The organism is Thioclava sp. F42-5 (assembly GCF_002213195.1).
GTDB classification, from domain to species: Bacteria; Pseudomonadota; Alphaproteobacteria; order Rhodobacterales; family Rhodobacteraceae; genus Thioclava; species Thioclava nitratireducens.
In genome coordinates this window covers 52740-68889 of record NZ_NBNZ01000008.1, presented here as the reverse complement: position 1 = coordinate 68889, position 16150 = coordinate 52740, and the positions used below count along the sequence as shown (strand labels likewise).

Annotated in this window: 17 protein-coding genes; 10 read left to right on the top strand and 7 right to left on the bottom strand. The window is 60.0% G+C overall.

Going from position 1 to position 16150, the window contains the following annotated elements:
• Window positions 1-118 precede the first annotated feature (118 nt).
• The 4 genes from rph to B6V74_RS17100 are packed head-to-tail and all read left to right on the top strand — an operon-like array spanning window position 119 to window position 2947.
• Entirely contained in the window at window positions 119-832 is a 714-nt protein-coding gene (rph, locus tag B6V74_RS17115) for a ribonuclease PH (RefSeq protein WP_088723503.1), read from the top strand.
• A complete protein-coding gene (rdgB, locus tag B6V74_RS17110; protein WP_088723502.1) occupies window positions 829-1440 on the top strand; it encodes an RdgB/HAM1 family non-canonical purine NTP pyrophosphatase in 612 nt (203 codons plus the stop codon). Before rph ends, rdgB begins: the two co-directional genes overlap by 4 nt.
• Window positions 1437-2594 carry a radical SAM family heme chaperone HemW gene (gene hemW, locus B6V74_RS17105; protein WP_206185220.1) on the top strand — a complete coding sequence of 386 codons (1158 nt, stop codon included), beginning with the start codon at window positions 1437-1439 and terminating at the stop codon, window positions 2592-2594. Before rdgB ends, hemW begins: the two co-directional genes overlap by 4 nt.
• Window positions 2594-2947, top strand: a complete 354-nt coding sequence (locus tag B6V74_RS17100; protein WP_075776726.1) for a YbaN family protein — start codon at window positions 2594-2596, stop codon at window positions 2945-2947. Before hemW ends, B6V74_RS17100 begins: the two co-directional genes overlap by 1 nt.
• On the opposite strand, the gene B6V74_RS17095 is transcribed toward B6V74_RS17100, so the two are convergent.
• From B6V74_RS17095 to B6V74_RS17065, 7 genes are all read right to left on the bottom strand, one after another.
• Entirely contained in the window at window positions 2948-3829 is an 882-nt protein-coding gene (locus B6V74_RS17095) for a ParB/RepB/Spo0J family partition protein (protein WP_075776727.1), read from the bottom strand.
• 2 nt (window positions 3830-3831) lie between these two features.
• Window positions 3832-4644 (bottom strand): AAA family ATPase, encoded by an 813-nt coding sequence (locus tag B6V74_RS17090; protein ID WP_075776728.1) that lies wholly within the window; start codon window positions 4642-4644, stop codon window positions 3832-3834.
• Complete coding sequence (rsmG, locus tag B6V74_RS17085; protein ID WP_088723501.1) at window positions 4637-5266, bottom strand: 16S rRNA (guanine(527)-N(7))-methyltransferase RsmG; 630 nt, start codon at window positions 5264-5266, stop codon at window positions 4637-4639. The genes B6V74_RS17090 and rsmG overlap by 8 nt, the downstream gene beginning before the upstream one ends.
• Window positions 5263-7125, bottom strand: a complete 1863-nt coding sequence (mnmG, locus tag B6V74_RS17080) for a tRNA uridine-5-carboxymethylaminomethyl(34) synthesis enzyme MnmG (protein ID WP_088723531.1) — start codon at window positions 7123-7125, stop codon at window positions 5263-5265. The genes rsmG and mnmG overlap by 4 nt, the downstream gene beginning before the upstream one ends.
• A 12-nt stretch (window positions 7126-7137) precedes the next feature.
• Window positions 7138-8421 (bottom strand): tRNA uridine-5-carboxymethylaminomethyl(34) synthesis GTPase MnmE, encoded by a 1284-nt coding sequence (gene mnmE / locus B6V74_RS17075; RefSeq protein WP_088723500.1) that lies wholly within the window; start codon window positions 8419-8421, stop codon window positions 7138-7140.
• A 34-nt stretch (window positions 8422-8455) separates the two neighbouring features.
• Complete coding sequence (gene rho / locus B6V74_RS17070) at window positions 8456-9727, bottom strand: transcription termination factor Rho (protein WP_075776732.1); 1272 nt, start codon at window positions 9725-9727, stop codon at window positions 8456-8458.
• 134 nt (window positions 9728-9861) lie between these two features.
• Complete coding sequence (locus B6V74_RS17065; protein ID WP_088723499.1) at window positions 9862-10326, bottom strand: CopD family protein; 465 nt, start codon at window positions 10324-10326, stop codon at window positions 9862-9864.
• A 356-nt stretch (window positions 10327-10682) separates the two neighbouring features.
• On the opposite strand from B6V74_RS17065, the gene B6V74_RS17060 reads away from it, so the two are divergent.
• From B6V74_RS17060 to B6V74_RS17035, 6 genes are all read left to right on the top strand, one after another.
• Window positions 10683-11324, top strand: coding sequence for a Maf family protein (locus B6V74_RS17060; protein ID WP_240497136.1), 642 nt, complete (start codon window positions 10683-10685; stop codon window positions 11322-11324).
• Window positions 11321-12160 (top strand): shikimate dehydrogenase, encoded by an 840-nt coding sequence (locus B6V74_RS17055; RefSeq protein ID WP_075776734.1) that lies wholly within the window; start codon window positions 11321-11323, stop codon window positions 12158-12160. The genes B6V74_RS17060 and B6V74_RS17055 overlap by 4 nt, the downstream gene beginning before the upstream one ends.
• Window positions 12157-12756, top strand: a complete 600-nt coding sequence (gene coaE, locus B6V74_RS17050; RefSeq protein ID WP_075776735.1) for a dephospho-CoA kinase — start codon at window positions 12157-12159, stop codon at window positions 12754-12756. Before B6V74_RS17055 ends, coaE begins: the two co-directional genes overlap by 4 nt.
• Window positions 12749-13447, top strand: coding sequence for a DNA polymerase III subunit epsilon (gene dnaQ, locus B6V74_RS17045; RefSeq protein WP_088719946.1), 699 nt, complete (start codon window positions 12749-12751; stop codon window positions 13445-13447). Before coaE ends, dnaQ begins: the two co-directional genes overlap by 8 nt.
• Window positions 13448-13549: 102 nt before the next feature.
• Entirely contained in the window at window positions 13550-14602 is a 1053-nt protein-coding gene (gene nadA, locus B6V74_RS17040; protein ID WP_088723498.1) for a quinolinate synthase NadA, read from the top strand.
• The gene (locus B6V74_RS17035; protein WP_088723497.1) at window positions 14599-16149 is read left to right on the top strand and encodes an L-aspartate oxidase; all 1551 of its coding nucleotides are present in this window, start codon (window positions 14599-14601) and stop codon (window positions 16147-16149) included. Before nadA ends, B6V74_RS17035 begins: the two co-directional genes overlap by 4 nt.
• The last annotated feature ends 1 nt before the right edge of the window (window position 16150 follow it).

Sequence of the window (16150 nt, the reverse complement as noted above, 5' to 3'; positions counted from 1 at the left end):
CGCGCTTCATCCAAGCTGACTTAAAGCCGCGCGAAGCCGAAGGTCAATCTCGGCTCGGGGGTTGCATCGCTGCGCATGGGCGATCAAATGGGGTGAATTCATTAGAAAGGACCCCACGATGCGCCCTTCCGGCAGAGAGTTAAGCGAACTTCGCCCGATTTCAATCGAGACCGGGGTTACGAAACACGCAGAAGGGTCATGCCTCATCAAAATGGGCGACACCCATGTGCTGTGCACCGCCACCATCGAGGATCGCGCCCCGTCCTTCCTGAAAGGCTCCGGCCTTGGCTGGGTGACCGCAGAATACGGCATGCTGCCGCGCGCGACCAACACGCGTAACCGTCGCGAGGCCGCGGCGGGCAAGCAAGGCGGAAGAACCGTTGAAATTCAACGACTTATCGGACGCGCTCTACGCGCTGGCGTAGATCGTTCGGCGCTTGGCGAGCGTCAGATCGTCGTCGATTGCGATGTGATCCAGGCCGATGGCGGCACGCGTTGCGCCTCGATCACCGGCGGTTGGGTCGCGCTGCGTCTCGCAGCGAACAAGTTGATGAAATCGGGCGCCTGCACCTCGGATCCGCTGCTCGACCATGTCGCAGCCTTGTCCTGCGGCATTTATGCGGGCCAGCCGGTGGCCGATCTCGACTATGCCGAGGATAGCGAAGCGGGCACCGACGGGAATTTCATCATGACCGGGGGCGGCAAGCTCATCGAAGTGCAGATGTCGGCCGAAGGCGCGACCTTCTCGCGCGAGCAGATGGATCGGCTTCTCGATCTGGCCGAGGAAGGCGCGGCGAAGCTCGTCGAAGCGCAGAAAGCGGCGATCGGATGAGGAGCTTCACCGAGAAGAAGCTGCTGGTCGCGACCCATAACGCTGGGAAGCTCGAGGAGATCAAAGCTATCCTCGCGCCTTTCGGCGTCGAGGTGGTCGGCGCGAAGGAAATGAACCTACCCGAGCCGGAAGAGACCGAGAGCACCTTCGTCGGCAATGCCCGGATCAAGGCGCACGCCGCTTCCAAGGCGACGGGCCTGCCCGCCTTGGCTGACGATTCCGGGATTGAAGTCGACTGTCTCGACGGGGCGCCGGGCGTTTATACCGCCGATTGGGCGACGACCCCGAACGGTCGCGATTTCACCATGGCGATGGAGAAGACGTGGAAGGCTTGCGACGATATCGAGGCCGCCTCGCCACGGACTGCGCGGTTCCGCTCGACCTTGGTTCTCGCTTGGCCCGACGGGCATGACGAAGTGTTCGAAGGCCGCGCCGAGGGTCAACTGGTCTGGCCGATGCGCGGCGCGCTTGGCCATGGCTACGACCCGATGTTCCAGCCCGAGGGCTGCGATCTCACCTTCGCGGAGATGGACCCCGCGCAGAAGAACGAGATTTCGCACCGTGCGGACGCTTTCCGCAAATTCGTTACGGTATTCGAGGCGAAATGATCGAGGATTGGCGGCACGGAGGGTTCGGCCTCTACCTTCACTGGCCGTTCTGTGCCGCCAAATGCCCCTATTGCGACTTCAATTCGCATGTCGCGACCGCCATCGACCAAAAACGATGGCTCTCTGCTTATCTCAGCGAACTCGACCGCTATGCCGCTCAGACCGAAGGCCGGATCCTCAACACGGTTTTCTTCGGTGGCGGCACTCCATCGCTAATGAATCCCGAGATCGTCGCCGCGATCATCGAACGCATTCGCAGAAACTGGCAAACCAGCAACGATTTCGAGATTACCCTCGAAGCAAACCCCACAAGTGTCGAATCCGGGCGGTTTAGAGCCTTTTCCGAGGCTGGCGTGAACCGCGTCTCGATGGGGATGCAGGCGCTGAACGACGAAGATCTGCGTCGTTTGGGCCGGATGCATTCGGTCGCAGAAGGCCAGAAAGCCTTCGACATTGCGCGCAAGCAATTCGACCGTGTGAGCTTCGATCTGATCTACGCGCGCCAGCACCAGACGATCGAAGATTGGAAGTCAGAGCTGGACGAGGCGCTGCGAATGGCAGTCGACCACCTCTCCCTCTATCAGCTGACCATTGAACCCGGCACCGTGTTCGGTGCGCGGCACGATGCAGGCAAGCTCCGCGGCATTCCGGAGGACGATATCTCCGCCGAAATGTATTTTGCGACGCAGGAAATTTGCGAGAAGCACGGCCTCCCCGCCTATGAAATCTCGAACCACGCCCGTCCGGGCGCCGAGAGCCGCCACAACCTGATTTACTGGCGTTATGGGGACTATATCGGCATCGGTCCCGGCGCACATGGGCGCCTGACCGAATATGGTGTCCGTCACGCCACCGATACGCTCAAACAACCCGGCGCCTGGCTTGCGCAGGTGGAAAAAACCGGTGCCGGAGAGAATGAACGCGCCGCCCTGCCCCGCGAAGAGCAGGCAATCGAGTATCTTCTATTCGCGCTACGCCTCTCCGAAGGGCTCGAGATGGAACGGTTCAACACGATCTCGCGTTCACCGCTCGACGAGGCGACGATGCGCCATCTTGAGGATATCGGCATGATCGAGAGAGTGAACGGATTTCTGCGCGCGACGGATCAAGGCCGCCCGGTCCTGAACGCCATCATTCGCGACCTGATCCCCTGATGCGCATCGTCTGGCTCACGCTTGGCATCGTCTCGACCGCCATCGGTATCATCGGGCTGTTCCTGCCGCTTGTCCCTACCGTTCCCCTGATGCTTCTAGCGACGTTCTGCTTCGCGCGGTCCTCCGATCGCCTGCACAACTGGATCATCACCCATCCGCGTTTCGGGCCACAGGTCATCGACTGGCAGGAACGGCGTGCTATCGCGAAACGCGCAAAAATCGCGGCAACAGTGTCTGTTTTCGCGGCTTTTGGCCTGTCGTTAGCCTTCCGGTTGCCAGTCGGCATCTTGGCGATTCAGGGGATTACGCTGCTCGGCGTTCTGATTTTCATCTGGACTCGCCCGAATAGCTGATCAGCCGTTGCTGAGCATCTGGCAAAGACGGTCGAGCTCCTCCAGATCACCGTAGGAAATCGTGATCTTACCGCTTCCATTGCTCGTGTGATCGATCGCGACCTTCATCCCGATCGTCGCGGAAAGATCGCCTTCGAGCGCGCGCGTATCGGCATCCTTCTGGGGCTTCGGACGCGCCTTGCGCTCTTCCCCACCCTGCTGCTTCTTGGCGAGCTTTTCGACATCGCGCACCGACAGCGTCTTTGCCACGGCTTGCCGGGCCAGACCGACCGGATCCTCAGCGGTAATCATCGCCCGCGCGTGACCAGCGGAGAGTTTCCCCTCGCGCAGGTAGCCCTGCACTTCTTCGGGAAGTTGCAGCAGACGCATCAGGTTGGCGATATGACTACGGCTTTTCGACAGCGCCTCGGCCAGCTTTTCTTGTGTGTGGCCGAAGCGGCTCATCAATTGCTTGTAGGCCAGTGCTTCTTCCAACGCGTTGAGGTCGGCGCGCTGAATGTTCTCGATAATCGCGACTTCAAGAACTTCCGTGTCGTTGAACTCGCGAATGATGACCGGAAGCTGGTGCAGCTTGGCCATCTGCGACGCGCGCCACCGGCGTTCACCGGCCACGATCTCATAATGATCCGGCTTCGTCGGGTGTTTGCGCACGATAAGCGGCTGAATCACGCCTTTTTCGCGGATCGACGCCGCCAGTTCTTCCAGGGCGGCGGGCTCGAAATCGCGACGCGGCTGGTCCGGGTTCGGCTCGATCTTCTCGACCGGCACATATTGCTCCGGCCGGCGCGGCGATGCCGTCGTCTCAGCCGGGTTCAAATCGACATCCGCCATCAAAGCCGACAAACCGCGTCCCAATCCACGCTTTTCGCGTTCTTTCGCCATGCTCACACCGCCTTTGCCAATTCGTGCCGCGACATCAATTCGCTCGCCAGGTTTCGATAGGCCACCGCTCCGCGCGAGCTGCTGTCATAGTTGAGCACCGGCATCGCGTAGGAAGGCGCCTCGGAGACCCGCACGTTCCGGGGAATCATCGTACGGAAAACCAGCTCACCCAAGGTCGCGCGCGCATCCGCCTCCACCTGCTGCGAGAGATTGTTCCGCACGTCATACATCGTGAGAACGATCCCTTCTATCCGCAGGTTTCGATTTGCGCTGAGGCGGATCTCCCGGATCGTCAGCATCAGCTGCGAAAGCCCTTCGAGCGCGAAGAATTCCGCCTGAAGCGGCACCAGCACCGAATGCGATGCGACCATCGCGTTGATGGTCAGCAGGCTAAGGCTAGGCGGGCAGTCGATCAATATATAGTCGAAGCCATAGGTATCGACATCAGGATGTCGTAGCGCGTCATGCAGAAGAAAGCTGCGCTTTTCGGTCGAAACGAGCTCCATATCGGCCGAGGACAGGTCCGTTGTCGCTGGACAGAGGTAAAGACCGTCGATTTCCGTCTTGTGCAAGACTGACGAAACCGGCGCATCCTCGATCAGAAGATCATAGGTCGTCAGTTCGCGATCATCAGGTTCGATTCCGAGCCCCGTCGACGCGTTCCCCTGCGGATCCAGGTCGATCAGAAGCACCTTCCGCCCGGCCTCAACGAGCCCGGCAGCGAGATTGATCGCCGTTGTCGTCTTGCCCACGCCGCCCTTCTGGTTCGCAATCGCAATAATTTTCGGTTCGTTTGCGCGAATTGGGTCAGACACGCTCGGCTCCGTGGATTTTCAGGACAACACTGTTTGGATCGCTGAGGCTTTCGATCGCCTCGTGGTCAAAGGACCAGCTTTCCCGCGCCTGCGCAAGTTCTTCCTGCCAGCGTGCGCCTTTCGGAAAGAGGGCCGTCCCGTCCGGCTTCAGATGTGGCGCGGTGAATTCCAACAATTTTGGCAGGCTAGCGAGAGCACGGGCAGAAACGACGCCCGCGTCCAGCGGAGCGATTTCTTCGATTCTCTGCGCGATAACGCGGGTATTGAGCGACAATTCGCGACTGACCGTCGAGAGGAACGCAGATTTGCGAAGATCCGACTCGACGAGAACCACTTGCCTCTCGGGCTCTTTTTCTGCCGACAAAACGGCGATCACCAGGCCTGGAAACCCTCCCCCTGCCCCAAAATCCGCCCATATCTGCGCATTTTCAGGCGCCATCGCGAATATTTGGGCCGAATCGAGGAAGTGGCGCGACCACACATCCTCCAAGGTCGATTTCGCGACGAGGTTGATCGCCGGGTTCCATTTCTTCAGGAGGACTTCGTAGGCTAGGAGCTTATCCAGTGTTTCACGTGAAACATCGAATCGCTTCGCAAACTCCTCGGCTTCGGGCGTGGTCATGCAGAGCGTTCCCGCTTTGACTGCCGCAGGCGCGCTAAGATCAAGGTCAGCGCAGCCGGCGTCACTCCATCTATACGCCCCGCCTGACCTAAAGTCTTGGGCATCGCGCGCTGAAGCTTCGCCTTCAGCTCGTTCGAAAGCCCTTGCAAAGAATCGAAATCGAAATCTTCGGGGATTTCCCAGCCCTCGTCGCGCTTGAGAGAGGCCGCGTCGACCTCCTGACGCGCCACGTAATTCGCGTAAAGCGCATCGATCGACAATTGCCGCGCCGCATCTTCGGAAAGATTTTTCAGTTCCGGAAGCGCCTCCTGCAAAGCGGGCATTGTAATATCCGGGAAGGACAAGAGATCGAACGCCGTCCGGCGAGTCCCATCCTCGTTAACCTTGAACCCCTTCTCCTTCGCTTCCTTCGGCGTAAGCGAAATCGACCGCAATAATTCGCCTCCAGCCGCAAGCTCGGCGGACTTTTTTTCAAACTGCACACGGCGCGCTTCGCCAACGCAGCCAATCTCGATCCCCATCCCGGTCAGACGTTGGTCGGCGTTATCAGCCCGCAGCGACAGGCGGAATTCGGCGCGCGAGGTAAACATCCGGTAAGGTTCGGTAACGCCGCGTGAGGTCAAGTCGTCAATCATCACGCCGATATAGCTTGAGGTCCGGCTGAATTGCACCGGTTCGCCCGACTTGGCGGAAGACGCCGCATTCAACCCCGCGACCAAACCTTGGGCGGCGGCTTCCTCATATCCTGTGGTACCGTTTATCTGTCCCGCAAGATATAGGCCAGGCACAGCGCGCAACTGCAGCGTGCCGTCCAGTGCCCGCGGATCGACATAGTCATATTCGATCGCGTAACCGGGTTGCAGAATCTTCACATTTTCCAGACCGAAGATCGAATGGACGTAATCTTCCTGAACATCGACAGGTAGCGAAGTCGAAATCCCGTTCGGATAGACCGTGTTGTCGTCCAGCCCTTCCGGTTCAAGAAAGATCTGATGCGAATCCTTGTCGGCAAAACGGACGACCTTGTCTTCGATAGACGGGCAATAGCGAGGGCCAACCCCAGAAATATGCCCGCCATACATTGCTGAGCGGTCGAGATTGCCCCGGATGATGTCGTGAGTCCGCCCATTCGTATGGGTGATCCCGCAGGAAATCTGCCGCACTTCGGGCGATCGGTTAAGGAAGGAAAACATCACCGGATGATCATCGCCCGGCTGGCTCTCCAATTTTTCCCAAGCGATCGTCTTCCCATCCAGCCGCGGCGGCGTACCGGTTTTCAGACGGCCCATAGGCAGCTCCATCGCATAAAGCCGCTCTGCGAGTGCACGCGACGGCCTATCCCCGATGCGACCTCCTGGACGCTGCTGATCACCGATATGAATCACGCCATTCAGGAACGTTCCCGAAGTCAGGATCGCCGAATGACAGCTAAGCGCTACACCATCTGCAAGCATCACGCCGGTCACACGACCGTTTTTGACGCTCAGGTCGGTCACCTCCCCTTCGATCACCTCAAGATTGGGTTGCGCCGCAGTCGCCCTCTGGGCGGCCTCACGGTAGAGTTTACGGTCCGCCTGAGCGCGGGGACCCTGCACCGCTGGCCCTTTACGTCGGTTAAGAAGGCGAAATTGAATCCCCGCCGCATCGGCCAGCCGCCCCATAACGCCATCCATCGCGTCGATCTCGCGCACCAAATGGCCTTTTCCAAGCCCACCAATCGCGGGATTGCACGACATTACCCCGATCGCGTCGGCGCGCAGGGTCACCAAGGCCACCTGAACGCCCATCCGGGCGGCGGCGTGCGCTGCCTCGGTTCCGGCGTGCCCGCCTCCGATCACGATGACGTCGTAATGTTTCACGTGAAACACTCCTCACTTTCCGATGCAGAAGCTCGAGAAAATCTCGTCCAACAGGTTCTCGACATCCACCCGCCCGAGCAACGCTTCCAGCGCCCAAGCCGCCTGGCGCAGTGATTCCGCTGCCAGCTCGCTCCGGTCGGACCCGCCCAATACCTCATCTCGCGCCGATTCCAAAGCCCCGAATGCACGTTGCATTGCAACCCGGTGTCGCTCGCGCGTCATCACACCGGCGCCCTCACCAAGCCCGGACAGTCTTTCTTCGATTGCGGAGATAAGTTCTGCCAGACCTGCTCCTGTCTTTCCGGACACGTTCAGCCCCTCATGCTCGGCGATATCCGATTTGCCATGCACCACCAGGTCGCCCGGTTCCGGCGCGATCAGCGGTACTTCTTCGCCGTCGAGCAGGAAGACGCGCAGGTCGGATTGCCGGGCGCGTTCCAGAGCCCGCTCCACCCCGATCGCTTCCACGACATCGTCGGTTTCGCGAAGGCCAGCGGTGTCGAGCAAGGTCACCGCCTGCCCGCCGATCTCCATTCGCACCTCGATGACGTCGCGCGTCGTGCCTGCGACTTCGGAGGTAATGGCGGCTTCGCGCCCAGCGAGCGCGTTGAGTAAGGTTGATTTCCCGGCATTCGGACGCCCGACAATCGCTACCTCAAACCCTTCGCGGATCCGTTCCGCCGCACCAATCCGGCGTAATTCATCGCGAATTCCGGCTGTGACCGCGTCGATCAGCTCCAACACCTCGGGCGAAACATCGACCGGAACTTCCTCATCCGCGAAGTCGATCGTCGCCTCGACCAACGCCCCCGCCCGGATCAACTTCGCCCGCCAATCCTCGACCAGAGCGCCAACCGCGCCTGACAAAACCTTCAACGCTTGTTTGCGCTGCGCCTCTGTCTCAGCCTCGATCAGATCGGAAAGTCCTTCGACCTGTGCCAGATCGAGCCGTTCGTTCTCCAACGCCCGCCGGGTAAATTCACCAGGTTCTGAAAGCCGCAACCCGTCGATCCGTCCAAGCGCACGCAAGACAGCCGAGACCGTCGCGATCGCCCCGTGGATATGCAGTTCCGCGACCTCTTCGCCGGTAAAACTGGCCCCATTCTCAAAGCACAGCACCACCGCCTCGTCGAGTTCCTCACCCGCGAGCCGCAGCCTGCGCAACCCGGCGATGCGCGGTTCCGGCAAGGTTCCCGCCAGTTCCCGCGCCGCATACCAGGCTTGCGATCCTGAAATACGAATGACGGCCACGCCCGCTTTTCCGCGGGCCGTGGCCAGAGCATAGATCGTGTCCATAGCAATCCTCTTCCGTGCGGAAGATAGGACGGCCTCAGCCGTTCATCGAGTCGAAGAATTCCGAGTTCGTTTTGGTCTGCTTGAGCTTCGAGATCAGGAACTCGATCGCATCGGTCGTACCCATCGGATTCAGGATGCGGCGCAGAAGGTACGTTTTCTGAAGATCCTTCTGATCGACGAGCAGATCCTCTTTCCGGGTGCCGGATTTGAGGATGTCCATCGCCGGGAAGACACGCTTGTCGGCAACCTTGCGGTCCAGCACAATCTCCGAGTTACCGGTGCCCTTGAATTCTTCGAAGATGACTTCGTCCATCCGCGAGCCGGTATCGATCAGCGCGGTCGCGATAATGGTCAGCGAGCCGCCCTCTTCGATGTTCCGCGCAGCCCCGAAGAACCGCTTCGGACGCTGCAGCGCGTTCGCGTCGACACCACCGGTGAGCACCTTGCCCGAGCTCGGCACGACGGTGTTGAAGGCGCGGCCCAAACGGGTAATCGAATCCAGCAAAATAACGACATCGCGCTTATGCTCGACAAGGCGCTTGGCCTTTTCGATGACCATATCGGACACCGCAACGTGGCGCGTCGCCGGTTCGTCGAAGGTCGAAGAGATCACTTCGCCCTTCACCGAACGCTGCATGTCGGTGACTTCTTCCGGTCGTTCGTCGATCAGCAGAACGATCAGGTAGCATTCCGGGTGGTTACGCTCGATCGAGGTCGCGATATTCTGCAGCAGAACCGTCTTACCGGTCCGCGGCGGGGCAACGATCAGCGAACGCTGGCCTTTCCCGATCGGCGCGACGAGGTCGATGATCCGGGCCGAACGGTCCTTGATCGTCGGATCCTCGATTTCCATCTTCAGGCGCTCATCGGGATAGAGCGGCGTGAGGTTATCGAAAGCGACCTTGTGGCGCGCCCTTTCCGGCTCCTCGAAGTTGATCCGCTCAACCTTCGTTAACGCGAAATACCGCTCGTTCTCGCCGGGCGCGCGGATCACGCCTTCAACGGTATCGCCGGTGCGCAGGCTGTGCTGGCGGATCATGTCGGGCGAGACGTAGATATCGTCGGGACCCGGCAGATAGTTCGCCTCGGTCGAACGCAGGAAGCCGAAACCATCCTGCAGAACTTCGAGGACGCCATCGCCACCGATGACCCAGTCATCCTCGGCATGCTCCTTCAGGATCGAGAACATCATCTCGCCCTTGCGCATGGTCGAGGCGTTTTCGATCTCCCATTCTTCGGCCAGCGCCAGAAGTTCCTTCGGGCTCTTGGCTTTCAAGTCGGAGAGATTGAGGCGTTCATCGCTCATCGGATTACCTGCAGCTGGCGCCTCACCAGAGCGATGGGCGCAAAGATTCGTCTTGTCTCAGAAAAACCGGTCGGCCAGGACGGCCGGGGCTTGGCGAGGCAGATAAGCGCAAAGCGTCGCTGAGTCAACGAAAGTCAGAATTTCACGATCACCGACGCGACGATAACGATCATGAAGATCGTCGGGATCTCGTTCATCATGCGGTAGTAGCGCCCCGTGCGGTTCGCCCTGCCCTCTGCGAGCGCCTTGCGTTCCCTCGCGCACCACATGTGGAACCATGTCATGCCTAGAACGGCCGCAGCCTTGGTCCACGGCCAGACGCTTGACCAATCGACGATGCCCGGCGTGAAGACGAGCATCAGACCGAAGAGCCAGCTCGCGATCATCCCCGGGTTCATGATGGCCTTGAGAAGAAGCCGTTCCTGATGCCGGAACAGAAGCTCCTGATCACTGTCGCGCACCATGCCCGCCTTGTTCAGCCCTTCGACGTGGTAAACGTAAAGCCGCGGCAAATAAAACAAGGCCGCCATCCATGTGATGATCGCCATCACGTGGAGCGCTTTGATCCACAAATACCAAGTGCTCAGGAAATCGGTCATCTCGCCTCCGGCTGACAGCTGCCATCATCTTCAAAAAAGATTCTTTAAAGAAAAAGATGATGATGATGTAGGCCCTGTTGATGATGTGGATTAACACTTTATCAAGAGTTTCTCCACAGGCGGAAAACATCTGGTGGGAAGGAATCTTTCGGCTGGCTAGTTTCTCCTAACACATTGATGCTGCGTGTTTATCTCTCGGAGAGTCTCAACGTCATCCTGTGGATAACTCTTTGGAGAAAACTGTGAAGTCCCCACCATGTCCCCAACGGCCCGAATCCGAATTCCACAGGTGGACAAGTTTCGTAAATCTGCCATGAAACGTGCCGATCCGGTGGAGTAATCCGCCGATCCGCGTTATGCCCAATTCGACCCCGAGACTTCTGCGCCTGCTTATCCACAAGTTCATGAACATCCTCCTTGCCTCCGCTTCAGAAATCCGCGCGCAGCTTCTGCGCAACGCCGGTCTGTCGGTGACGGTCGCGCCCGCGCGCATCGACGAGGACACGATCAGGCGGAGTTTGGAGGCCGAAGAAGCAAAGCCGCGCGATGTCGCGGACCTTCTCGCCGAGATGAAGGCTGCGAAACTGTCGGCGCGCCATCCCGGAGAACTAGTGATCGGCGCGGATCAGGTTCTGGAGCTTAAAGGCACGGTCTTGTCGAAGCCGGAGACACCGGAGGACGCGAAATCGCAGTTGCGTGCCCTCTCCGGCCAAACCCACAAACTGCTTTCCGCGATGGTTGCGATCCGGGATGGCGAGCCGCTCTGGCGCCATGTGGGCGAAGTTCGTCTGACGATGCATGAGCTTACTGAGCCCTTCATCGACGATTACGTCGCCCGGAACTGGGAGAGCATCCGCTGGTCCGTGGGCAGCTACAAGCTCGAGGAGGAAGGCGTGCGTCTTTTCTCCCGTGTCCAAGGCGATTATTTTGCTGTTCTGGGCCTTCCCTTGATCGAATTCCTTAACTGGCTTCATGCCCGAGGAGATTTCACGACATGACGGATCATCCGCGCATTCCCCTCGCTGGCGTCATCGGATCGCCGGTCGCGCATTCGCGCTCGCCGCTTCTATTCCGCACATGGTTTGCAGAATACGGGATCGAAGGGTTCTATGTTCCGATGGATGTGGCCAGTGACGATCTGGAAACCGTGCTTCGGACCTTGCCCAAGGCGGGGTTCGTCGGCACGAATGTGACGATCCCGCACAAGATCCGCGCGCTCGAGATTGCCGATGTCATCTCCGATCGTGCGGCCCTTATCGGCGCTGCGAATACTTTGGTGTTCCGCCCGGATGGCAAGATTTATGCAGATAATACAGATGGTTACGGTTTCATCGCTAATCTGAGGCAGAATGCCCCGAACTGGGACCCGAAGTCTGGCCCGGCTGCCGTTCTCGGTGCAGGTGGGGCTGCGCGCGCCATCGTCGCTTCGCTTCTGGAAAGCGGAGCGCCGGAAATCCGTATCTCGAACCGGACGCGGGCGCGCGCCGATGCGCTGCGTCAGGAATTCGGGGCGCGTCTGGTCGTTTACGATTGGGTGCGGGCGGGCAATATGCTCGAAGATGCGGCGACAGTGGTGAACACGACGTCGCTCGGTATGATAGGCAAGTCGGAGTTTCGCGTTCCGCTCGATGCATTGCGTCCCAGCGCGACTTGCTGTGATCTCGTGTATACACCTCTTAAGACCAAATTTCTCACCGAGGCCGAAGACGCGGGATGCACCGTGGTCGACGGGCTTGGCATGCTTTTGCATCAAGCCGTCCCGGGATTTGAGCGTTGGTTCGGCCAGCGCCCGGAAGTCGGCGAAACCGTCCGCAACGCGGTGCTCGGGGGATGAGCAAGCCTTTCCTGCTCGGTCTGACCGGCTCCATCGGGATGGGGAAATCCACGACCGCCGCGATGTTCGCCGAGGCCGGCGTGCCCGTGTGGGATGCGGATCAGACGGTGCATGATCTCTATGCGAAGGATGGTGCGGCCGTTGCGCCGATCGCCGCTGCTTTTCCCTCTGCGATCAAGGCGGGCGCAGTGGATCGGGTGGAGCTCAAAAAACTGCTCGCGAACGACAAAACGGCTCTAAACCGCGTTGAAGAGATCGTTCACCCACTCACGACGGCCTCTCGTAGCCAGTTCATCGCGGATCACTCAGAGGCGGATCTGATCCTCCTCGACATCCCTCTTTTGTTCGAAACCGGGGCTGATGCTGCTTGCGATGCCACTCTTGTCGTTTCCGCGCCGGCGGAGGTTCAGCGCGCGCGCGTCCTGGAGCGGCCCGAGATGACCGAGGCGCAGCTCGATTTCATCCTGTCGCGACAGATGCCGGACGCAGAGAAACGCCGCCGCGCGACCTTCATCATCGAAACCGTCGATCTTGAGCAGACCCGCCAAGATGTGCGAAACCTGATCGCGCAGATCAGGGGTGAGCAAAATGCGTGAAATCGTTCTCGATACCGAAACCACGGGTTTCGAGCCGGAAGACGGCGATCGGATCGTCGAGATCGGCGCGGTTGAGCTGTTCAATCACATGCCCACCGGTAACACCTATCACCAATACATTAACCCCGAGCGCTCGATGCCGCAGGAAGCCTTCCAAGTGCATGGCTTGGGCGACGAATTCCTGTCGGACAAGCCCAAATTCGCCCAGATCGGCCTCGATTTCCTGAATTTCATCGGCACGGACTCGGTTCTCGTGATCCACAACGCCAAGTTCGACATGAAATTTCTGAATGCCGAGCTTCGCTGGGCCGGAATGCCTCTGATCCCGGATGAACGCGCACTCGATACGCTCGCGATGGCACGGCGTAGATTTCCTGGCTCGCCCGCGACGCTCGACGCGCTCTGCCGTCGTTTCGGCATCGACAACTCGTCGCGGACTTTGCACGGCGCGCTGCTCGACAGTGAGATTTTGGCTGAGGTCTACCTCGAGCTGATTGGCGGTCGGCAGCCGGGCTTTGGACTGCAACCCGTTGAAACCGGTCAGAAATTGCAAGCCGGCGCAAATCAAGGCTGGCGTCCGAAGCCCCGTCCGGAGCCCCTGCCCCCACGTTTGACTGCTGAAGAAGCCGAAGCCCATGCTGCCTTTGTCGCCAAGCTGGGAGAAGCGGCGATCTGGAACCGTTACGACTGACCTCGGCGCCTTTTCTATCAAAATAAACAAGTTTCCCATTTAACCGAGCGTCAACCTCCCTTAAATCGGGGGCTTCTTAGGGAGAGAGCGGGAGTACCGTCCATGCTGGACCTGACTGAAATGCGTGCCACGCTGGCCGAGACCTATGATCTTGCGCCGTCCATCGAGTTGGCCGAGGAAATGCACGAGATCCACGCAAAGATGGATCGCGTTATCCCCCTTCCGGATTTCGCGCGTTACGCGCCGTATATCCGCGCAATCAACCAGTTGAAGAGAGAGAAGAACGCGGTAATTCTTGCTCACAACTACATGACGCCGGAAATCTACCACGGCGTGGCAGATGTAGTAGGTGATAGTCTGCAGCTTGCTATCGAAGCGACCAAAGTTCAGGCGGGCACGATCGTCCAATGCGGCGTGCACTTCATGGCCGAAACGTCAAAAATCCTGAACCCGGCCAAGACCGTCCTGATCCCAGATATGAAAGCCGGCTGCTCGCTGGCAGAGTCGATCACCGCTGACGGCATTGCGGAGATGCGCGCGAAATACCCGGGCGCGCCCGTGGTAAGCTACGTTAACACAACAGCCGAGGTGAAAGCCGCGTCCGACATCTGCTGCACCTCGTCCAACGCCGCGCAGATCGTGCGTACGATGGAGAGTGACACGGTCATCATGACCCCGGACCAGTACCTTGCGCAGAACGTGGCGAACGAGGTTCCCGAGAAGAATGTGGTTTGGTGGGAAGGTTCGTGCATCGTCCACGAGCAGTATACTGCCAAGGATATCAGTGACTTCCGCGCGATGCACCCAGATACCCGGATCATCGCGCACCCGGAATGCCCGCCGGATGTTGTCGCGGCCTCCGATTTCTCGGGCTCGACGTCGGGGATCATTAAATACGTCGAAACCGACAAGCCGAAAGAGGCCATGTTGGTGACGGAATGCTCGATGGCATCCAACATCGCCGACGCGCTACCGGAAGTAGATTTTGTGGGTCCGTGCAATATGTGCCCCTACATGAAGAAAATCACGCTCGAAAAAATCCTGTGGTCGCTGCATACCGGGACCGAGGAAGTGATCGTCGACCCGCAGATTGCCGAGAAAGCGCGCGTCGCGGTCGAGCGGATGATCGAACTCTCCCGGACGCTGGCGAAGTGATCGAAACGCAGCGGATCGTCATCGTCGGCGCGGGCTTGGGCGCACTTTACGCGGCCCTAAGCCTCGCGCCCCGCCCCGTTCTCATCATCTCGCCGGAAACTCTGGGCGAAGGCGCATCATCGGCTTGGGCCCAGGGGGGTGTCGCGGCGGCGATGTCGGTCAGCGACACGCCTGCGGCGCATGCACGCGACACGATGATCGCCGGAGCAGGCACTGTTTCACCGCAAATCGCCCATTTGGTCACCGAAGAAGCACGTCAGCACATCCTCGCATTGACCGAACTCGGAACGCCCTTCGATCGCGATCCCGAGGGCGACTACGTGATGTCGCGCGAGGCAGCGCACAGTCACGCGCGGGTCGTCCGGGTGAAAGGCGATCAGGCGGGTCGCGAGATCATGCAGACTCTCGTCGCGGCAGTCCGGCAGGCACCCTCGGTTCAGGTTCTCGAAGGCGTCCTGGCCACGTATCTGGAGACCGAAGACGACCGCGTGACCGGCGTGTGGATCGAACGCGCATTTGAGCCTTCGGGGCCCGTTCTGATCAAAAGCCCGGCGGTTTTGCTTGCGGGCGGCGGGTCCGGCGGGCTGTTTTCCGTTACGACAAACCCGCCTCGGATCCGTGGGCAGGTCATCGGGATGGCTGCGCGCGCTGGCGCGCGGATCGCCGATCCGGAATTCGTACAGTTCCACCCGACCGCGATCGCCAGTGGCGAAGACCCTGCCCCGCTCGCGACCGAAGCGCTGCGCGGTGAAGGTGCAATACTCATTAACGCGGATGGCGAGCGCTTCATGCTCTCCGTTCATCCCGACGCGGAGCTTGCTCCGCGCGATATTGTGGCCCGGGCGGTTTACCTGGAGCGACAGGCCGGGCGCGAACCCGCTTTGGATACGCGTGCAGCCCTAGGGGCCGAAGTCCTGACCCGCTTCCCCGCCGTTGCCGAAGCCTGCGAACGGGCCGGAATAGACCCTGTTTCCGGCGTCATCCCCGTTGCGCCGGCCGCACATTATCATATGGGCGGAGTCGATACCGATACGGAGGGACGCAGTTCGCTCGACCGGCTCTGGGTTTGCGGCGAAGCCTCGTCGACCGGGCTGCATGGCGCGAACCGCCTGGCGTCGAACGGGTTGCTTGAGGCTTTGGTTTTCGCACGGATTTGCGCTGTCGGTATCGCTGCTGAGCTTGGAAATATCGCCGACGCTGAGCCGGTAACCCCCGCGTTTCCCGACGGCGATGTCCCGGTGAACGAGGCAGCCGTGCAGGTGCTGCGCAACGCGATGACCGATGGTGTCGGTGTCGTGCGCGATGCGGAGGGATTGAAGGCGGCCCTGCGCGTCATTGCGAAGATCGAGGCGGAGGCCCGCACGGAAACGATGCGGAACATGACCGCGACGGCCACGTTGATCGCTGCAGCGGCGCTTGCGCGCGAAGAGAGCCGCGGCGGCCATTTCCGTTCCGATTTTCCGGACATGGATCCTAACTTGGCGAAAAGAACGAAAATCACGCTGGAGGAGGCGCTGAAAATTCGCGCCGCAGCCCTGGAGGACTGAT